At 62.9% G+C, this 20,219-nt stretch carries 15 protein-coding genes; 14 read left to right on the plus strand and 1 reads right to left on the minus strand.

Annotation, left to right across the window (positions count from 1 at the left end; all coding sequences use genetic code 11):
• The first annotated feature begins 130 nt into the window (after positions 1 to 130).
• The 10 genes from tolB (at position 131) to V4T21_RS02385 (ending at position 13,666) form a co-directional block, all read left to right on the plus strand.
• A complete protein-coding gene (gene tolB, locus V4T21_RS02340) occupies positions 131 to 1,459 on the plus strand; it encodes a Tol-Pal system beta propeller repeat protein TolB (protein WP_440589608.1) in 1,329 nt (442 codons plus the stop codon).
• 250 nt (positions 1,460 to 1,709) lie between these two features.
• On the plus strand, positions 1,710 to 2,207 hold the full coding sequence (gene pal / locus V4T21_RS02345; protein WP_332712469.1) for a peptidoglycan-associated lipoprotein Pal: 498 nt from the start codon (positions 1,710 to 1,712) through the stop codon (positions 2,205 to 2,207).
• Between the two features lie 152 nt (positions 2,208 to 2,359).
• Complete coding sequence (gene ybgF, locus V4T21_RS02350; protein ID WP_332712472.1) at positions 2,360 to 3,388, plus strand: tol-pal system protein YbgF; 1,029 nt, start codon at positions 2,360 to 2,362, stop codon at positions 3,386 to 3,388.
• Between the two features lie 5 nt (positions 3,389 to 3,393).
• Complete coding sequence (gene tilS / locus V4T21_RS02355; protein WP_332712475.1) at positions 3,394 to 4,677, plus strand: tRNA lysidine(34) synthetase TilS; 1,284 nt, start codon at positions 3,394 to 3,396, stop codon at positions 4,675 to 4,677.
• 105 nt (positions 4,678 to 4,782) lie between these two features.
• Positions 4,783 to 6,720 (plus strand): ATP-dependent zinc metalloprotease FtsH, encoded by a 1,938-nt coding sequence (ftsH, locus tag V4T21_RS02360; RefSeq protein WP_332712478.1) that lies wholly within the window; start codon positions 4,783 to 4,785, stop codon positions 6,718 to 6,720.
• A 109-nt stretch (positions 6,721 to 6,829) separates the two neighbouring features.
• Positions 6,830 to 7,819, plus strand: a complete 990-nt coding sequence (locus V4T21_RS02365; protein ID WP_332712481.1) for an ABC transporter substrate-binding protein — start codon at positions 6,830 to 6,832, stop codon at positions 7,817 to 7,819.
• 892 nt (positions 7,820 to 8,711) lie between these two features.
• Positions 8,712 to 10,469 (plus strand): methyl-accepting chemotaxis protein, encoded by a 1,758-nt coding sequence (locus V4T21_RS02370; RefSeq protein WP_332712484.1) that lies wholly within the window; start codon positions 8,712 to 8,714, stop codon positions 10,467 to 10,469.
• An 85-nt stretch (positions 10,470 to 10,554) separates the two neighbouring features.
• Positions 10,555 to 11,409 (plus strand): class I SAM-dependent methyltransferase, encoded by an 855-nt coding sequence (locus tag V4T21_RS02375; RefSeq protein ID WP_332712487.1) that lies wholly within the window; start codon positions 10,555 to 10,557, stop codon positions 11,407 to 11,409.
• A 91-nt stretch (positions 11,410 to 11,500) separates the two neighbouring features.
• Complete coding sequence (glmM, locus tag V4T21_RS02380; RefSeq protein ID WP_332712490.1) at positions 11,501 to 12,844, plus strand: phosphoglucosamine mutase; 1,344 nt, start codon at positions 11,501 to 11,503, stop codon at positions 12,842 to 12,844.
• A gap of 102 nt (positions 12,845 to 12,946) precedes the next feature.
• Complete coding sequence (locus V4T21_RS02385) at positions 12,947 to 13,666, plus strand: outer membrane protein (protein ID WP_332712492.1); 720 nt, start codon at positions 12,947 to 12,949, stop codon at positions 13,664 to 13,666.
• Positions 13,667 to 13,687: 21 nt separating this feature from the next.
• Here V4T21_RS02385 and V4T21_RS02390 read toward each other — a convergent pair whose 3' ends face one another.
• Positions 13,688 to 14,887, minus strand: a complete 1,200-nt coding sequence (locus V4T21_RS02390) for a benzoate/H(+) symporter BenE family transporter (protein WP_332712494.1) — start codon at positions 14,885 to 14,887, stop codon at positions 13,688 to 13,690.
• Positions 14,888 to 15,185: 298 nt separating this feature from the next.
• Between V4T21_RS02390 and V4T21_RS02395 the strand changes: the two genes are divergently transcribed.
• From V4T21_RS02395 to V4T21_RS02410, 4 genes are all read left to right on the plus strand, one after another.
• Positions 15,186 to 15,326 (plus strand): hypothetical protein, encoded by a 141-nt coding sequence (locus V4T21_RS02395; RefSeq protein WP_332712496.1) that lies wholly within the window; start codon positions 15,186 to 15,188, stop codon positions 15,324 to 15,326.
• Between the two features lie 74 nt (positions 15,327 to 15,400).
• Entirely contained in the window at positions 15,401 to 16,498 is a 1,098-nt protein-coding gene (locus V4T21_RS02400; protein ID WP_332712498.1) for a DUF418 domain-containing protein, read from the plus strand.
• Positions 16,499 to 16,538: 40 nt separating this feature from the next.
• On the plus strand, positions 16,539 to 17,648 hold the full coding sequence (locus tag V4T21_RS02405) for a THUMP domain-containing class I SAM-dependent RNA methyltransferase (protein ID WP_332712500.1): 1,110 nt from the start codon (positions 16,539 to 16,541) through the stop codon (positions 17,646 to 17,648).
• Between the two features lie 112 nt (positions 17,649 to 17,760).
• Complete coding sequence (locus V4T21_RS02410; RefSeq protein WP_332712501.1) at positions 17,761 to 19,383, plus strand: ABC-F family ATP-binding cassette domain-containing protein; 1,623 nt, start codon at positions 17,761 to 17,763, stop codon at positions 19,381 to 19,383.
• Positions 19,384 to 20,219 lie beyond the last annotated feature (836 nt).

A 20,219-nucleotide genomic window follows, 5' to 3' on the forward strand; every position in this document is an offset into this window, starting at 1 on the left:
TGCCATAATGGATCGAAAACTTACCGCTTACCGATATTCAGCCAAGTTTTGACGGTAATCGGCGCAACCAGTAATTGGCCTCTCCGGTTGGTGTCCGGATCGAAGGCGACGGCCGATAAGGCCGTGCAACATGGAGACTGACGTGCAGAACACTCTAATCAACCGCCGCGCGGCGCTCAAAATGGGATTGTCGGGAGCCGCCATGCTTGCCGCCGGCCCGGCGCTCGCGCAGCTGCAGATTACGGTCACCGGCGGCAATTTCACGCCGTTCCCTATCGCGGTGCCCAATTTCAATTCCGGCGATCCCAATTTCGGCGCCGAAGTCGCCCAGGTGGTGCGCAACAATCTGACCGGCTCGGGCCTGTTCCGCCTCGTGGACCCCGCCGGCTATCCGCAGGCGACCGGCGACCCCAACGCGACGCCCGATTTCGCCGCCTGGCGCACGACCGGGGCCGATGCCGTGGTCATGGCCGACGTCAACAACCCCGGCCAGTTGCAATCGAGCCTGCGCCTGTGGGACACCACGGCGGGCGCGCAGGTCACCGGCAAATCCTACGGCGCGGACGCCAATTCCTGGCGCCGCATCGCCCATATGGCGTCCGACGCCATCTATACCGGGCTGACCGGTGAGACGGGATATTTCGATTCCCGCGCCGTCTTCGTCGCCGAAAGCGGCCCGCGCGCCAACCGCGTCCGGCGCCTTGCCATCATGGATCAGGATGGCGCCAATATCCGCTATCTTTCGGATGGCGCCCAGCAGGTATTGACCCCGCGCCTTTCGCCCGATGGCCAGCTCGTCGCCTATATGGTGCTGGACGGGCCCAATTCCTCGGGCATCTACATCCTCAACCTGGCGACGGGCCAGACCCAGTCGCTGGGCCGGTTCGGGCAGATGAGCTTTGCGCCGCGCTTTTCGCCCGACGGGCGGCGGCTGGTCTTTTCGGTCACCAATGGCGCGGTCACCAATATCTACGGGATCGATCTGGCAGGCGGCCAGCCGCAGCAGCTTTCGACGGGATCTGCCATCGACACGTCCCCATCCTATTCGCCCGACGGCCAGCGTCTCACCTTCGAATCCGACCGGGGCGGGCGTCCGCAGGTTTATGTCATGGGCGCGGGCGGCGGCGGCGCGGAGCGCATCTCCTATGGGGATGGGTCCTATTCGACGCCGGTCTGGTCACCCAAAGGTGATCTCATCGCCTTCACCCGCCAGTCGGGTGGCCAGTTCTCCATCGGCGTCATGAACCCCGATGGTTCGGGCGAGCGCATCCTGGCCTCATCCTATCACGCCGAAGGCCCCACCTGGGCGCCGAACGGACGCGTCCTGATGTATTTCCGCGATCCGGGCGGCAATGACGGCGCGCAACTCTATTCCATCGACATCTGGGGCCGCAACGAACGGCGCATCCCCACCGAAGGCTTTGCGTCGGACCCGGCCTGGGGTCCGTTGCTGTCGTAACGCACTGACGTTGCTGCTCTCTCCCTCAAGGGGAGGGGGCTTCAGCGGCGAGTGCTCTTGGTTGGCTTGCAACTTTGCAACACTTGCTTTGCGTCCCGATGCGGGACGCCGTTTTGCCGGTCGCGCGCCGCATTTGCGCCCGATTAGCACAAGATTAACCATGATCGGACACGCGCGATTAAGATAACGCGCTGTAAAACCGGTAACCACAATTTTTCCGTTTCTGGAGCGTTTCGCTATGGGTTCGACCATGCCCCTTCTTCGCTTTGGCAAAGGCCTCCTCATCGCGGTCTTGCTTGTTGCTGTCGCAGCCTGTGCCCGCACGCCGACCACCGGCGTGGGCAATATGGGACCGGGTGGTGCGGGCGGCGTTGGAGGCGGCGGCGCCCCGGGCAGCCAGCAGGAATTCCTGGTGTCGGTCGGCGATCGCGTGTTTTTTGAAACCGATTCCTCGGTCCTGACCGCAGACGCCCAGGCCACTCTCGACAAGCAGGCCCAGTGGCTGCAGCAATATCCGCAGTATCGCATCGTCATCGAAGGCCATGCCGACGAGCGCGGCACGCGCGAATACAACATCGCGCTCGGCGCCCGCCGCGCCACGGCGGTGGTCAACTATCTCGTCAGCCGCGGCATTCCGCAAAACCGGCTCTCCACAGTTTCCTACGGCAAGGAACGTCCGGTGGCGATCTGCAACGATATCTCGTGCTGGAACCAGAACCGCCGCTCGGTCACAGTGCTGACAAACTGACCATCCAATACCGCCCGATCTGGAGGCATAGCGTCGGGACCGCGTATATGGTCCCGGCGCTTCTTTTTTGCCAAAAATCTGCTTTAATCGCGCATCCTTAAAGGATCGATCGCGTTGCCCGTAGAAGACGGGGCGCAAAAGGAGAATTTGCCGTGTTAGGACTTTTCAGTGCGCCGGCGAAGCGATTGCGGCAGGGTGCCGCCGTCGCCGCGACAGCCGGACTGCTTACCTTCACCATGACCGTTGCCGGGCAGGGGCAGGGAAACGACCTTGCCAGCCTGCAGGTGCGGCTCAGCCAGCTCGAAGAGCAGGCGCGCATCAATTCGGGCCAGATCGAAGGCCTTCAGTTCCAGCTCACCCAGCTCCAGAGCCTCCTCGAGCGTCAGCAGGAAGACAATGAATTCCGCTTCCAGCAGCTGGAGGGCGGTGGCCTGGGGGAAACTGATGCGGTAACCCCCTCCGGCGGCGAGATGCCTGCCGATCGGTTACCGCAGGAAACGGCGCCCCAGGATACCCAGTCGCAAACCAATCAAGGCGTTCCCACGGTGATCGATCCGCTGGTCGGCGATTCCGACCTGATGGACGGAACCGAAATGGGCAGCGACGACAATCTCTATGCCCGCGATGTCTTTGGCCCACAGGGGGAAGGACAGGGACAGGGACAGGGACAGGAGCAAGGCCAGACTCAGGGACCTGACGGCGTCATTCTCGGGCCGCCTGAAGGCCAGCTCGGCGCTACTCCGCCCTCCCAGCCGCTCGATTTGACTTTCGATCCGGACACGGCGCCGCTCAATGATGGCGATGCCAACGCCCAGTATCAGGCCGGTTACGAGGCCGTGGTGCGGGGCGAGTATGCCTTTGCCGAAAACCAGTTCCGCCAGTTCGTCGAGAGCTTCCCGGACAATTCCCAGGCTCCCGATGCCACCTATTGGCTGGGCGAGACGCTGATCCAGCGTGCGGCCTATGGGGAAGCGGCGGAAGTGCTGCTCGAAGGTTTCGAGCGGTATCCCACCTCGAACCGGGCGCCCGACCTGCTGCTCAGTCTGGGCGTGGCGCTGCATGGGGCGGGTGAATTCGACACCGCCTGCCGCACCTATGGCGAGGTGTTGCGGCGTTACCCAGACTCCACCCAGGCCTTCCGTGACCGCGTGACGGCCGAGCAGGCGCGGGCAGGGTGTTAAGCGGAATGGATCCGGCGCGACTGTTCGCGCCGGTCGCTCACGAAAAAATCATCGGCCTCGCCGTCTCCGGCGGGGCCGATTCGCTTGCGTTGATGCTGCTCTATGCCGCCTGGGATCATCCCGAAAAGCCGGCGGCCGTGGTTTACACCCTCGATCATGGGCTGAGACCCGAAGCGCGCGGCGAAGCCGAAATGGTGGTGCGCGAGGCCGAAAGGCTTGGGCTTGTCGCGCGCCTTCTCACCTGGAGCGGGGAAAAGCCCAGGGCGGGCAAGCAGCAGGCAGCCCGCACGGCCCGCTATCGGTTGATCGGCGCCGCGATGCGCGCCGATGGCGTGCGGTTGCTGCTCACGGCCCATCACCGCCGCGACCAGGCCGAAACCCTGCTCATGCGGCTCGCTCATGGCAGCGGGGTTTCCGGGCTGGGGGCCATGCGCCGGTTCTCGCGGGTGGAGGATGTCGATGTCTTCCGGCCCTTGCTCGACATTTCTCCCGATACGCTCGTGGCGTTCGTCGCCGATGCCGAGCTCTCGCCGGCCATCGATCCCTCCAACGCCGACCCCAATTACGAACGCACCCGCTGGCGCAACGCGCTCGGGCCATTGGACAAGCTGGGCCTCACCGAAGCCGAATTGAGCCGCACCGCCCATCGCCTGCAGCGTATCGACCAATTGGCCGAACGCGTCGCCGACGATTTCGCTTCCGCCCACCTGACGCGCGACGATTTCGGGAGCCTGCGGTTGTCCCGCTCCGCGTTCGCCCAGGCCGATGCCGAAATCGCCATTCGCGTGCTGGCCCGTGCCATGGCCGCCGCGTCGGGCAATCGGTCCTATGCGCTCTCGCGCATCGAGGCGCTGGCCGAACGCATTGCGTCGGAAACGCGCTTTGCCACCACCCTTGGCGGCGCGCGGCTGGAAGCGGGGGACGACACCCTGCTCGTTTATCGCGAGGCCGGCCGCACGGGCATCGCGCCGGTCGATCTGGCGCCGGGCCGGACCCAGATGTGGGATGGACGTTTTGCAATCACGCCCGCCGTGCCCGTCCTTGTCGAGCCGGCCACGGCCATGACGCGCGAGGGTTTCGCAGCGCTCGCCGGCACGCCGCTGGCCGGGCCCGTCGCCGCCCTGCGCGCCGCCCCGTTGATTCGAGATCGGCAAGGCATCGTTCTGGCGCTTGGCGCGTTGAAGTTAAAGCCGGGGGTGGGGGTCGCCCAGCCGCCGTTAACCGCTTGGCATGCAAACTGCGGCAATCGGCCACCAGAGAGCCCCGGCGCCCTTGTATCGCCTGAATGACCGCCTTACATTCGGGCTCAGCAATTTGAGCACATGTGTGCCGCGCGGGCTTTAGCCAAAGGCCGCTGCCAACCCCCGGGCCTTCGCCCGACCAGGACAGGATTGATGAACGGCAATTTCCGCAACTTGGCCATCTGGCTGGTGATCCTCTTCATGCTTTTGGGGCTGTTCCAGGTCTTCCAATCGTCGACCAGCACGGTTTCGACGGTGGAGCGGACCTATAGCCAGTTCGTTTCCGACGTCGACAATGGCCGCGTTCAGGAAGTCACCATCATCGACAACACCGTCCAGGGGCGCACCAATGAAGGTACGCGCTTCGAGGTGACCATCCCCGAAGGCGCCAATCTCGTCGAGCGGCTCGAAAACCAGGGCGTGGCGATCACCGCCCGCGCGCCGGAGGGCTCGCCCTTCTGGTCGATCCTGCTCTCAAGCTGGCTGCCCTTCATCGTCTTGATCGCCGTGTGGTTCTTCTTCATCCGCCAGATGCAGGGCGGTGGACGTGGCGGCGCCATGGGTTTCGGCAAGTCGCGCGCCAAGATGCTCACCGAATCCTCGGGCAAGGTGACCTTCGAAGACGTCGCCGGCGTCGAGGAAGCCAAGCAGGATCTCGAAGAAATCGTCGAATTCCTGCGCGATCCCGGCAAGTTCCAGCGTTTGGGTGGCCGCATTCCGCGCGGCGTGCTGCTGGTGGGCCCCCCGGGCACCGGCAAGACCTTGCTGGCCCGCTCGGTGGCCGGCGAAGCCAATGTGCCGTTCTTTACCATTTCGGGCTCCGACTTTGTTGAAATGTTCGTCGGTGTCGGCGCCAGCCGTGTCCGCGACATGTTTGAGCAGGCCAAGAAGAATGCCCCGTGCATCATCTTCATCGACGAAATCGACGCCGTGGGCCGCCAGCGTGGCGCGGGTCTGGGCGGCGGCAATGACGAGCGCGAGCAGACCCTCAACCAGCTCCTGGTGGAAATGGACGGCTTCGAGGCCAATGAGGGCATCATCCTGATCGCGGCGACCAACCGTCCCGACGTTCTGGACCCCGCTCTGCTGCGTCCGGGCCGTTTCGACCGTCAGGTCGTCGTCCCCAATCCGGACGTCGCCGGACGCGAACGCATCCTCAAGGTTCACGTCCGCAAGGTGCCGCTCGCTCCGGACGTCGATCTCAAGGTCCTGGCCCGCGGCACGCCCGGCTTCTCGGGTGCCGACCTCATGAACCTCGTCAACGAGGCCGCGCTTCTGGCCGCGCGCCGCAACAAGCGGTTCGTGACCCATGCCGAGTTCGAGGACGCCAAGGACAAGATCCTGATGGGCGCCGAGCGGCGCACCATGGCGATGACCGACGAGGAAAAGGCACTGACCGCCTATCACGAGGCCGGTCACGCGCTGATCAACCTCAAGCTCGCCGGCAAGCTCGACCCGATCCACAAGGCCACCATCATCCCGCGCGGTCGCGCGCTGGGCATGGTCATGACCCTGCCGGAAAAGGACAGCTATTCGTTCTCCCGCGAAAAGGCGGTGGCGCGGCTGGCCATGCTGTTCGGTGGACGCGAGGCCGAAATCTACAAATTCGGTCCCGAAAAGGTCACCTCGGGCGCTTCGGGCGACATCCAGATGGCGACCAACCTCGCCCGCTCGATGGTCATGGAATGGGGCATGAGCGAAAAGCTCGGCCGCGTGCGCTACAAATCGAACGACCAGGAAGTGTTCCTGGGCCATTCGGTCACCCAGAGCCAGCACATGTCCGACGAGACGGCCAAGCTGATCGACGAGGAAGTGCGCAAGCTGGTCGAGGATGGCGAAACCGCTGCCCGGAACATGATCCGCGACAACATCGACCAGTTCGAAACCCTCGCCCAGGCACTGCTCGAATACGAGACGCTGACCGGCGACGAATTGCGCGGGTTGATGGACGGCAAGCAGCCGGTCCGCGATATCGACAACGACAATACACCCAAATCGACGGGCGTTCCCAAGGCGGGCAAGGCGCACAAGAAGCGCAGCGGCGATCAGGACGAGCCTGACGCCGGCCTCGAACCCCAGCCGGGTACATGAAATAAAGGGCCGCTCCCGGAGCGGCCCTTTTCTTTTGATGCATCATTTAACTTGACTAAAGAAGTCCGGATAAAGCAAAAAGCGGCGATAGTTTTCGGGGGAGGGTCCCATGATGTTCAAGAGCCCGAGCGTCGCGCTCATTGCTTTTCTCGCCTTTGCCGCACCAATTGCCGCTCAGGATTTTCCGGTCACCGTCGATCACGTCTATGGAACGACGACCATCGAGGCCCAGCCTCAACGCGTGGTTTCGGTGGGTCTGCACGAACAGGATTTCCTTTACGCGCTCGGCGTGGCTCCGGTGGGCGTCAAGGAATGGTTCGGCGATAAGCCCTATGCGACCTGGCCCTGGGCCGATGACGAGCGCGCCGCGCTCGGCGCCGAGCCCGAAATCATGTCCGGCGATGGCATCAATTTCGAATGGGTGCTGGCGCAGGACCCCGATCTGATCGTCGCCATCTACTGGTGGCTGGAACAGGACGATTACGATCGGCTCTCGGCGATCGCCCCCGTGGTCGCGAGCCCCGCCGGTTACGATGTCTGGGCGGCTCCCTGGCAGGCCGAACTGGCGGTTATCGATCAGGCGACCTCGGGCACGACCGAACGATCGGACGCGATCATCGCCGAGTTCGATGCCCGTTATGCCCAGGTGCGTGCCGATTATCCCGAACTCGAGGGCATGACCGGCACCAATATCTATTACGAAGACGACGGCAATTTCACCGCCTGGGGTCCCAATGATCTGGCCAGCAAATTCCTCGTCGATCTGGGCCTGGTCTTCCCGCCCCAGCTCGAGGGGCTGGCCGCGGCGGACAATAGGATAACGATCAGCGCGGAAAACGCCGATCTGCTCGAGATGGATGTCGTCGTCTGGCCGGTTGCGGAAGGCAGCGAAGTGCAAAGCGTCGTCGAGGCCTTGCCCACCTACCAATCGCTGGAAATTGCCGAGGAGGGCCGCTCCCTATGGCTCGACGACGGCGACGGCCTGGCCTACGCCGCCATGAGCTGGCAAACCCCGCTTTCGCTGGGCTACCTGCTCGACATCCTCCCCGCCCAACTGGCCGCCGCCGCCGACGGCGATCCGGCGACGGACGCGGAGTAGGGGGCGCCGAGGTTGGGGTGTGGGGCTATCGCCAGAAACATCCCCCCGAACCTTGCCCACCCCACCGCCGTCACCCCGGGTTTATCCCGGGGCAAGGTACGCTCGCCGTCCTCGGCTCCTTCTCGAACATCTGCCAAGCACCGCTGCCGCACTTCACCTCTCTTCGGGAAAGAACCGACACCGGCGCGCATACCTCCCCCCGGGATAAACCCGGGGTGACAACGGTGGAGAGGGGCAACGCTGGGTTTTTGAGGCAAAGCGCTGCCCCTCTCCACCCTGTCATTCCGGGATTCATTCCCGGAATCCAGTTTCAGCCTCGCCACTCGCTCCACCGTCGAGACCACCGCACAGCACTTGCCAAGTGCTCCCTTCTCCCCTTGAGGGAGAAGGTGGCCGCGAAGCGGTCGGATGAGGGGTGCGCTGAGCCTGCGCCAAACGCCCTCTTCAAAACTTATCCCCGTCCCCAAAACCCACGCCATAGTATGCCCACGACCCCGCACTCATGGACGCAAGCGCAACGAACGTTTGGGCGGGATCGGTTCGGGTCCGTTGGCGGTCGCGTCAGCGGAGGCAGAAACGTTCCCAGCGCCGACCCACGGCACGGTCGAGGGTGTACTGGCGAAAGCCAGCGGGGATTGGCCCCAGCATGAGAGAACGACCAGGCCCAAAATCCCGGATGCATGGGGCGATGACCGCTTCATACTAACTACCAAAGCACGAGGCGTTCATCGCCCCATGCCGTCTACCCTCATCACCCGAGGCTCACCGCCGTCGGGCGCTTCCCTGTGCGACTAACATAGGTGAACAAACTAATTACATCTCTAAACCGGCCTTTAACGTTCCTGACGAAGTGTGGGCGAAGGCGCAAGGTTCGTGCGTTGGGGGGCAAAACATGTTCAAAAGATTTTCCAAAGGCGCGACGGCGGCACAGGCCCAGTCGATAATCGATGCAATCGATCGCTCGCAGGCCGTCATCGAATTCGCCCTCGATGGCACGATCCTCTCGGCCAATGACAATTTCCTCACCGTCATGGGCTACGGCCTCGGTGAGATCGTGGGCCAGCATCACAGTATGTTCGTCACTCCTGAGCACGCGGCGAGCGAGGCTTACCACGCTTTCTGGAAAAACCTCGGACAGGGAAATTTCCAGGCCGATGAATTTGAACGGATCGGGAAAAATGGCCGCACGCTCTGGATACAGGCCAGCTACACCCCAATCCTCGACAAATCGGGTGCGCCCATCAAGATTGTCAAATTCGCGACCGACATAACGGCCCGAAAGCTGCGCGCCGCCGATCACGCCGCCCAGATCGCCGCGATAAGCCGGGTCCAGGCCGTGATCGAATTCACCCTCGAAGGCAGCGTCATCACCGCTAATGAGAATTTCCTTTCAACCCTGGGCTACGGGCTCGAAGAGATCGCGGGCCGGCGGCACGCCATGTTCTGCGATCCGGCGTATGCCGCGAGCGCCGATTACGCCGCCTTCTGGGAGAGGCTCCGTGGGGGAGAATTCGTGGCGGGAGAATTCCGCCGCCGGGGCAAGGATGGCAGGGATATCTGGATACAGGCGAGTTACAATCCGGTGCTCGACCCCGCCGGCAAGCCGGTAAAAATCATCAAGTTTGCGATCGACATTACCGAGCGCAAGCGCGCCGAAGCGATCATCGACCAGATGACCCGCAGCCTCGAACGCCTTTCGGAAGGCGATCTGCGCGGCCGGATCGACCAGAGTTTCACGGGGCAATACGAGGCTTTGCGCCTCGCCTACAATAAGACGCTCGATCAACTCGTTACCATCGTCGCCCAGCTCAAATCCACTTCGCGCACCGTCAAGACGGCGACGGGCGAATTGCTCACCGGCACCAACGACCTCTCCGAGCGCACCACACGGCAGGCGGCGACCATCGAGGAAACCTCCGCCGCCATGGAACAGCTTTCGAGTTCGGTGGTGTCGAGCGCCAACGAAGCCCGCATCGCCGCCGAAAAGGCCAGGGCCGTCGCAGCAAGCGCCAGCGAGGGCGGGGCGGTCATGGAGCAGGCAAACACGGCCATGGATCGCATTTCCGCATCGTCGGACCGGATATCCTCGATCATCGGCATGATCGACGACATCGCCTTTCAAACCAATCTTCTGGCGCTCAACGCATCGGTGGAAGCGGCCCGGGCCGGGGAGGCGGGCAAGGGGTTCGCAGTCGTGGCCATCGAAGTGCGCCGGCTTGCCCAGTCGGCGGCCGATGCATCGGGCGAGATCAAGGGCCTGATCGAAACCAGCGCCGGCGAAGTGGCGGGCGGCTCGCGGCTCGTCGAACAGGCGGCCAGCCGGCTGCTCGATATCTTGAAGGGCGCCGAGGAAAGTTCGGGCGCCATCGATGCCATCGCCAGGGCCGCCTCCGAGCAATCGGCGGCGATCGCGGAGGTCAACGCCGCCGTGCGTCAGCTCGACGAGATGACCCAGCACAACGCCGCGCTGGTCGAAGAGACCAATGCGGCCATCGAACAGACGGAAAGCCAGGCGGGCGAGCTCGACCGCATCGCTTCGATCTTCACGCTGGCCGATGGCGCCGCCGCGCCGGTATCGGTGCTTCGTTCCCGGCCCGTTGCGATCACCAGTGGCAGTACGGCGATCAGCGCGGATTGGGACGAATTCTGACCACATTGGCGGTCCAGATCGGCGCCTCTTGTCATGGCATGCCCGCTCCGCTACCCAAGGCGCGGGCATCAAAGAGGAGCCAAGCGTGGCCAAGATCGATACCAAAACCGAAGGACTTGATCTCTACGTCTATGTGGCCAAGACCTTTGCGGACAGCCCCTGGCTCCACTACGGCCTCTGGGAGCCGGGCGAAAAGCCCAATATCCCCCAGCTGCGGATGGCCCAGGAGCGTTATGTCGACAAGCTCCTCGCTCTCATCCCGCCGGCCCCGGCCCGGCTGCTCGATATCGGCGGGGGCACCGGCGAGATGGCCAAGCTCCTGCTCGACAAGGGCTATACGGTCGAAATGCTCACCCCGAGCCATCTACAGGCCGAAGTGGCGGCTCAAAAGCTCGGTCCCAACGCCCGTGTCCATGAGAGCAAGTTCGAGGATTTCGAGGGGCAGGGCCCTTACGATGTGTGCCTGTTTTCCGAGAGCTTCCAATACGTAAAGCTCGACGTCAGCCTCCAGAAGCTCAAGGATATCCTCGCCCCCAATGGCCGGATTATCATCGCCGACTGTTTCCGTTCGGAGGGCTACAAGAAAGGGCAGAGGCAACCGGGGGGCGGGCATAGATATACCCAATTCGTCGAAGCGGTGGAAAAGGCCGGCTTCCGGATCGTTGCCAATGAGGATGTGACGCTTGCCGCAGCGCAGAGCATGGCCATCGACCAGAACGTCTATCGCGGGTTTGTGGCGCCGACCGTCGAACAGGTGCGGGCTCTCCTCTCCCACAAGCGGCCGGTTCTCTATTGGTTCGCAAAGACCGCGTACAATCTTTTCGTGCCCCGCAAGGAACGCGAGAATATCGTCGCCCGTCTCAAGGCCGATTATCGTTCGCCCGAAGTGTTCGCCTCGGCAAATACCTATCGTTTCCTGGCTCTTGAGCGCGCCGGCTGACGGCAGGATCTATTGTCACACGGCCTTTGCCTTTTTTTTGCACATCGGCCGGTATAATTTGGCTCGCTGCTGACGAAACGGAACATTCTCCATGGCTCGTAAATATTTCGGTACCGACGGCATTCGCGGTCTGGCCAACGGCTCCAAGCTCACGCCCGAACTCGCGTTGCGGGTCGGCATGGCGACCGGGCTGGCCTTCAAGCGGGGCGATTACACGCACCGCGTCGTGATCGGCAAGGATACGCGCCGCTCCGGCTATATGATCGAAAACGCATTGACCGCCGGCTTTACCGCCGTGGGCATGGATGTCCTGTTGCTCGGCCCGATGCCGACCCCGGCTGTCGCCATGCTCACCCGCTCGCTTCGGGCCGATGTCGGGGTGATGATCTCGGCCTCGCACAATCCCTTCGCGGACAATGGCATCAAACTCTTCCGTCCCGATGGCTACAAGCTCTCCGACAGTTTCGAAGCCGAGATCGAAAACCTTATCGATTCCGATCTCTCGCCGCGTCTGGCGCGCGGCACCACGATCGGTCGGGCGCGCCGTGTGGAAGAAGCGCGGACGCGCTATGTCGAATATGCCAAGCGCACCCTGCCGCGCGATATCGACTTCACCGGCCTGCGGGTCGTTGTCGACTGCGCCAATGGCGCCGCCTACAAGACCGCTCCCGAAGTGCTGTGGGAATTGGGCGCCGAGGTCATCTCGATCGGCGTCGCGCCGGATGGCTACAACATCAATGACGGCTATGGTTCGACGGCTCCGGGCGCGTTGATCGAAAAGGTCAAGGAATTGCGCGCCGATATCGGCATCGCGCTCGATGGTGACGCGGACCGGGTGCTGGTCGTCGACGAGAAGGGGAATGAGGTCGATGGCGATCAGCTGATGGCGGTAATCGGGGCATCCTGGCACGCGCGTGGCCAGTTGGCCGGCGGCGGGATCGTGGCCACGGTCATGTCCAATCTGGGCCTGCAGCGCTATCTCGAAGGGCAGGGGCTTTCGCTCGAGCGCACCAAGGTGGGCGATCGTTATGTGCTCGAAGCCATGCGCGGCAAGGGGTTCAACGTGGGCGGCGAGCAGTCCGGCCACATCATCCTTTCCGATTTCACCACCACGGGCGATGGTCTCGTCGCCGCCCTGCAGCTTCTTGCCGTGGTCAAGCAGGAGGGCAAGCCGGTCTCTGAAGTGTGCCACCGGTTCGACCCGGTTCCGCAATTGCTTCAGAACGTGCGTTTTCAGCGCGGCAAGCCGCTCGAGGACAAATCCGTCCGCGAGTTGATCGCCGATGCCGAGGCGCGGCTAGGCAAGACCGGGCGGCTGATCATTCGCGAGTCGGGCACCGAGCCCGTCATCCGTGTCATGGGAGAGGGCGACGACGCCAAGCTCGTGTCCCAGGTGGTTAACGAGATTGCGACGGCCATCGGAAAGGTGGCCTGATTTCGCCTTCGACGTTAAGAAATACGGTTAATCGCACTTTAAGAAACTTCCCCTAAGTTCGGCTCAATCCTAAAATTTGATCCGCTCAGGGGGACAAAGCGCATGAAAAAGCTGTTCGGTTCGACTGCCCTTGGGGCAGTCGTGCTTTTCACCACGGCGGCTTTGGCCGCCGATCCGGTTTATCCCGTCTACAAGGACTTTGTTCCGCCCTATATCCCGCCCGTCGACGAGGGACTGCAGGGTTCGTTCTACTTGCGCGGCAGCGTTGCCGGCAACACGAGCTGGGCGCGTGAAGCGGTCCATACCGGGACGGGCGATAGTTTCTCGATCATCGAAAACGGCTGGGGCTACAGCGCCGGTATTGGCGCGGGCTATGAAACCGGAACTGGTCTGCGTTTCGACGCGACTGTGGATTACCTCTCCAACCGTGGCATGACAGCAGAACTGCCCGATGGAGACCATGAACTCGACCTACGTTCGACTATCGTTTTGGCCAACGCTTATTATGATTTCGGTTTGACCGACCTGGGCCTTTCGGCCGCCGGCGGTGCGTTCGGCTATGTGGGCGCAGGTGTTGGTGTCGCCTTCAACGAATCCCGGGTCGAAGACAGTGTCGGCTATGGGCCCTGGGGTTCGAACACCAGCCTTGCGGCAGCGGGCATGGCGGGCGTCGGGTACGATTTCGGAGCACTGGTCGCCGATTTGGGCTACCGGGCGCTCTATATCGACGAAATCGAGAACACCAATGAGGTGCCGGACGAATATCGAATCGATGACACCTGGGTTCACGAGGTTCGCGCCACGCTGCGCTATCGCTTCTGAGCCTCGTCTCGATCCCGATTTTCAGGGGCGGTCCTTGTGGCCGCCCTTTTGCTTGAGCAGCAGATAAACGGCGCCTCCGACGATCAGTCCCCAAAACGCCGCGCCAATGCCGAACAGGGTTAATCCCGAAGCGGCGGTGACGAAGGTAAGGACTGAAGGGATGCGGAACTCCTCGTCGGCGACGGCTCCCATGAGAGAGGTCGCCAGCGCGCCGATCAGGGCCAATCCTGCCACGGCTTCGATCAGCAGCGGTGGGGCGGCGGAAATGAACGCGGCGGCAACACCTGCGCCCAGGGCCAGAAGCACATAGCCGCAGCCTCCGGCGATTGCGGCGATATAACGTCGGGATGGGTCGGGGTGCGCATCGGGTCCGGCGCACAGCGCTGCAGTGATCGCCGCCAGATTGATCAACTGACCGCCCCAGAATGCCCCCAGCCCGCTCACAATGCCGGTCGAGATGAAGACCGGCCGAACGTCTGGATTATAACCGTTAGAGCGCAGCACCGCCAAACCCGGAATGTTTTGGGACGCCATGGTCACCACGAACAGCGGGATGGCGATCCCGACGATCGCGTCGAGGTTGAGCGTGGGCGCGACGAAGACGGGATTGGGCAGCGGATTGGCGAACAGATCGGGCGGCAGATCGGTGGAGATGGCGATCATCACGGCGGTAACGGCCACGGCGACCGGAACTGCCCAAAGGCGCGCGAAACGGAGCATCAGCGCCCAGACGAGGACGATGGGCAATGCAAGCGAGGGCAGTTCCGCCACCGCGCGCACGGGCGCCAAACACAGGTTAAAGAGGATGCCGGCCAGCATTGCGCTGGCGAGGGGCATCGGTATGGCCGCGACGGCGCGGCTGAAGCCTTTCCAGCAGCCGGCGACGACGACCAGCCCTGCCGCAACGATGAACGCGCCCACGGCCGCGGAAAATCCTCCGGTGACGCTGCCGGTTGCGATCAGGAGTGCTGCGCCGGGTGTCGACCAGGCGATCGCCAGCGGTATCCTGGTTATCGCGCTCAGGACGATGCCGACGATGCCCATGCTCAACGTCAGCGCGAAAAGACCGGAGGCCGCCTGCTCCTGAGTCGCGCCCAGTGCCGTAAATCCCTGCAGGACAATGGCAAACGAGCTGGCAAAACCCACCACTGAGGCAAGAACACCGGAAAAGACGGGTTGGACAATGCCGACCGGGCGAGACGACTGCATTTGTTGGGACATATCGGCGCTCTCGAGAAGATCGGACGGGTTGGTCAGGCAAAGGCGGCAAATCTGCCTTTTCGACGCCATTTTTGGAGCATCGGGGCCGGCGATTCTAGATAAATTTTTGTCCTAATTCTCTGATTGCGCACGTTTTTCCTGATGATCACATTTTCGTCATCCTCGATCACCACTGTTTGAACGTCAAAACAGTACCGCTCCTGGGTTGAAATTGGCCGATCGCGCCGCAGCCCTACGAAAATGGGAACGATTCCCGCCATCGGTCATTTTGTTTGGCGAAAGATAAAGGAGACCACCAATGCGTAAGTTTCTTGCCCTTCTGGCTCTTCCCCTGATGCTGGCCGTCGCTGCATGCGACATGCCGCCGGAAGATGGATCGGCACCTGCCGATCCGGCTGTGACCACCGAGCCGGCGGCTCCGGCCACCCCGATGCAGTAAGCGCATCGATATATTTTCGATGAAAGGGGCGTCCAATCGGGCGCCCCTTTTGCTTTGCCCAATGGATCGGCGAGATGAGCGCAGCCGCACAGACCAGTGCCGCAGGAGCAAGAATCGGCGGCGTGGACGCTGCCCGGGCGCTGGCCGTCATCGGTATGCTGATGGTGCATGTGGGGCCGCGCGGCGCCGATACACTGGCGGAAAGCCTTTATAATCTTCCCCATGGCCGCGCTTCGATCCTTTTCGGATTTCTCGCCGGCATCGGCATGGCGCTCCTCTCCGGTCGGCCCGGCAAACGCGATCTGGCCAGATTGCGGCTGGGATGGACGGCACTGGTGTTTTTGCCTCTCGGTCTCGTGCTGCAACGGCTCGATCATGGCATAGCGGTTATTCTTCATCACTATGCCCTCTTCTATCTCCTGGGGATTTTGATGCTCGGCCTCGGACGCCGGCAGCTTTTTGCCAGTGCCGCAATCCTCTCGATTGCCGGCCCTCTCATCTATTTTTTCTGCAAGGCCCACTGGCCCGATCTGGTCGAGCGCACGCCCGTCGAAGCGGGGGATACGCTGGGGGACATAATCGCCGGGTTGCTGGTGACGGGGCCTTATCCTCTCGTGACATGGAGCGCGGCTTTGGTCTGGGGCATGTGGGTCGGTCGGCTCGATCAGCGCGCCCCTTGGCTCCAACGGCGGCTTACCATTGGTGGAACGATTGTCGCAATTGTTGCCGGCGCGCTCGCGTTTCTGCTGGCGCCGCTCGTTGAGGGTGCAGGCGACGCCGGTGACTGGCGGCAATTGCTCGATGGCGCCGCGCACAGCCAGATGCCGCTTTGGCTCATCGGGGCGACCGGCAGCGCCATGGCGGTGACCGGAGGCATGCTGATCGCCGTACGGCGTTGGCCCGATCTGTTGGCGCCATTGGTGATGCTAGGGCAATTGGCGCTCAGCTTTTATGTGGCACATCTGTTCCTGCTGCATTTTCTCACCGATATCGTCAGGCACCGGGATGTCGGCGGGGCGACGATTTCGGTGATCGTAGTGAGCGGTCTGGCGATGGCATTTGCGGTTTGGTGGCGCCGGCGCTTTGCACGCGGCCCACTCGAAGCGCTGCTGGTCTGGCCGTTCCTCCCGGCGCTTGCCGCCAAACCCCAGAACGCGCCGCGCACACCATAAAGTGGTCGCTCCGGCGTCCGGTTCGGTCTATTGAGGCGAGATGAATACCGACCCTCTCGAAATTTTCCTCGTCGCCATGCCCGGGCTTGAAAATGCGCTGTGCGCGGAAGCGAAATCGCTCGGCTTTGCCGATCCGCGCCCGGTGCGGGGCGGGGTGAAAATTTCGGGCGACTGGCCCGAGGTCTGGCGCGCTAATCTCGAGCTGCGCGGTGCGGGACGGGTGCTGGTGCGGATCGCCAGCTTTCGGGTCAATCATTTGGCGCAGCTCGACAAGCGCGCGCGACAGGTGCCCTGGGGTGATGTTCTCAGGCGCGATATTGCGGTCAAGGTCGAGGCCAGTTGCCGGAAATCGAAAATCTATCATTCCGGTGCCGCCACCCAGCGGATCGAGAACGCCATCGCCGAGGAATTGGGCGCTCCCCTTTCCGATGTCGCCGATGTGCGGGTGCTGGTTCGCATCGAGAACGATCTGTGCACGATCAGCGTCGATACCTCGGGCGAAGGTTTGCACAAGCGGGGGCACAAGGCGGAGGTCAACAAGGCCCCGATGCGCGAAACGCTGGCCGCGCTGTTCCTGCGCGAGTGCGGATATCGCGGCACCGAACCCGTGCTCGATCCGATGTGCGGGTCGGGAACTTTCGTGATCGAGGCCGCCGAGATGGCGCTCGGGCTGCAGCCGGGACGGGCGCGAAGTTTCGCATTCGAAAAGCTGGCGACGTTCAAGGCGGGGCAGTGGGCGAACATGCGCTCGGCGGCAGGGCAAGGATCGACGGACCTCCTTTTCCACGGCAGCGACAGGGATGCCGGTGCGGTGCGGATGAGTATCGCCAATGCGGAACGCGCGGGGGTAAGCTCGATCACCCGCTTTGCTCAGTCGCCGATCGAAACCCTTGAGCGGCCGGAAGGAGCGGCGGGGCTGGTGATCGTCAACCCTCCCTATGGGCTGCGGATCGGGAACCGCAAGAAACTGTATCCGCTCTATGGCGCGCTGGGGCAGGTGCTGCGCACGCGGTTTTCCGGATGGCGCGTGGGGCTGGTGACGGCCGATCCGGCGCTGGCCCGGGCAACCGGCCTGCCGTTCGATACCCCAGGGGAGAGCGTGGACAATAACGGCACGCGGATCGCCCTTTACAGGACCGGCGCGCTGTAAGGATCGCGCTGCGCGCAATCGCCGTCTTGCATCTGTCGCGATGAAATGATTTACGGCAGTTCAAATCCGGCCGCTCCCTGTGGGGCGGCCTTATCGTTGAAGGCCGCCTCCCATGATCCGTTTCGAAAATATCGGCAAGCAAAACGGCAAGCAGATCGTTTTCATCGAAGCGTCCGCCGCGTTGCAGCGCGGGGAAAAGATCGGGCTTGTGGGGCCAAACGGGGCGGGCAAGACGACGCTGTTTCGCATGGTCACCGGCGAGGAAGCGCCCGATGAGGGGCAGGTGTCGATCGATCGGGGGACGACGATCGGATATTTCTCGCAGGATGTGGGCGAAATGGCCGGACGGTCCGTTGTGGCCGAAACCATGGACGGGGCCGGTCCGGTGGCGGCGCTGATCGCCGAAATGCGTCAGCTCGAAGCCGACATGGGCGACCCCGACAAGGCCGACGAGATGGATGCCATCATCGCGCGCTATGGCGAGGTGCAGGAACAGTTCGAGGAACTCGACGGATATGCGCTCGATGGGCGCTCGCGTGAGGTTCTCGACGGGCTCGGTTTCTCACAGGCCATGATGGATGGCGATGTGGGCGCGCTTTCGGGTGGGTGGAAAATGCGTGTCGCGCTGGCCAAGATTCTGCTCGCACGGCCTGACGTGCTGCTGCTCGACGAGCCCTCCAACCACCTCGATATCGAAAGCCTGATCTGGCTCGAGGAGTTCTTGAAGAACTTTTCCGGCGCGTTGCTGATGACCTCGCACGACCGGGCGTTCATGAACCGGGTGGTCAACAAGATCATCGAGATCGATGCGGGGAACCTCACCTCCTATAGCGGCGACTATGAATTCTATCAGGAGCAGCGGGCCATCGCCGACCGTAACCAGCAGGCCCAGTTCGAGCGTCAGCAGGCGATGCTGGCCAAGGAAATCGCCTTCATCGAACGCTTCAAGGCGCGGGCCAGCCACGCGGCGCAGGTTCAGAGCCGGGTGAAAAAGCTCGACAAGATCGATCGCGTCGAGCCGCCAAAGCGCCAGCAGAAAGTGGTGTTCGAATTCCGCCCTGCGCCGCGCTCTGGCGAGGACGTCGCAGTGCTCAAGGGCGTTTCCAAAGGATATGGCGAGCGCACCATCTATGACGGGCTCGACTTTCACGTGCGGCGCAAGGAGCGCTGGGCGATCATGGGGGTGAACGGGGCCGGAAAGTCGACGCTTTTGAAGCTGGTGACGGGAGCAGCGGACCCGGACGCGGGAACCGTCAACCGTGGTCCCAGCGTCAAGATGGCTTATTTCGCCCAGCACGCCATGGACCGGCTGGATGGGGATTTGTCGATCTTCGACATGCTGCAAAGCGAATTCCCGCAGGCCGGGCAGGCCCCCTTGCGGGCGCTGGCCGGGTGCTTCGGGTTTTCCGGCGACGAGGTCGAAAAGAAATGCCGCGTGCTTTCGGGTGGGGAAAAGGCGCGGCTGGTCATGGCCATGATGCTGTTCGATCCTCCCAATTTCCTGGTGCTGGACGAGCCCACCAACCACCTCGACATCGCCACCAAGGAAATGCTGATCGAAGCGCTTTCGAGCTATGAGGGCACCATGCTGTTCGTGTCCCACGACCGGCATTTCCTGAGCCAGCTCTCCAACCGTGTGCTTGAAGTCTCGCCCGAGGGGGTGCGCACGTTCGGGGGCGGATACAAGGAATATGTCGAGAGCACGGGGCAGGAGGCTCCGGGGTTGAGGCATTAGTCGAGGGCGCTGAGGCGGCGCCAAATGGAACCGCCGGCAATCTGTCTCACCCTCGTCGTCCTCGGACACGCACGCCCCCACTCCTCCCGCACCCCTTGGGACAGCCTTGTGGATTGTCGGGTCAAGCCCGACAATGACGAAGGAGAGGTTGGGGACGACGGACAGAGAGAATAATAGCTTCTTGCCGCAGCCCTCGCCCCAATCACCCCTTCTCCCCTTGAGGGAGACTTCGAGCTGTCCTTTGGCCAATCGTGCCGGTGGCACGATTGGAGGCGAGAAGGCCATGAGAGCTATGCTCGAATGGCAGGCCGCGAAGCGGTCGGATGAGGGGTGCGCTGAGCTTGCGCCAAGCACCCTCGTCAGAAACTTATCCCCGCCCCTCTAACCCACGCCATAGTATGCCCACGACCCCGCGCTTATGGACGCAAGCGCAACGAACGTTTGGGCGGGATCGGTTCGGGTTCCTCATGGGTCGCCATGGGGAAGGCCCAAAGCGGACGGATGGCCGGATGTGGACACCAGGTGGGGCAACCCTCCCACGTCGCACCGGGGAAACCCGGAGGGGCAGCGAGAAGGCCGCAAGGCACTCCCAACAACCCCCAGCCCGAGACGCCGCCATAAGCCCAAAATCTCGAACGCATGGGGCGATGACCGCTTCATACTAACTAATACAGCACGAGGCGTTCATCGCCCCATGCCGTCTATCCATCATCAACCGAGGCTGATGGCCGTCGGAGATTTCGGCGTGCGCGTCAATCTCGCCCTTGCCAACCTCCCCATCGTCCAATATACGCATCGACGGGCCATCCCTCCCCAACGAGGGACGCCCATCTGTA

It is taken from the genome of Pelagibacterium mangrovi, assembly GCF_036662815.1.
Classification (GTDB): Bacteria; Pseudomonadota; Alphaproteobacteria; order Rhizobiales; family Devosiaceae; genus Pelagibacterium; species Pelagibacterium mangrovi.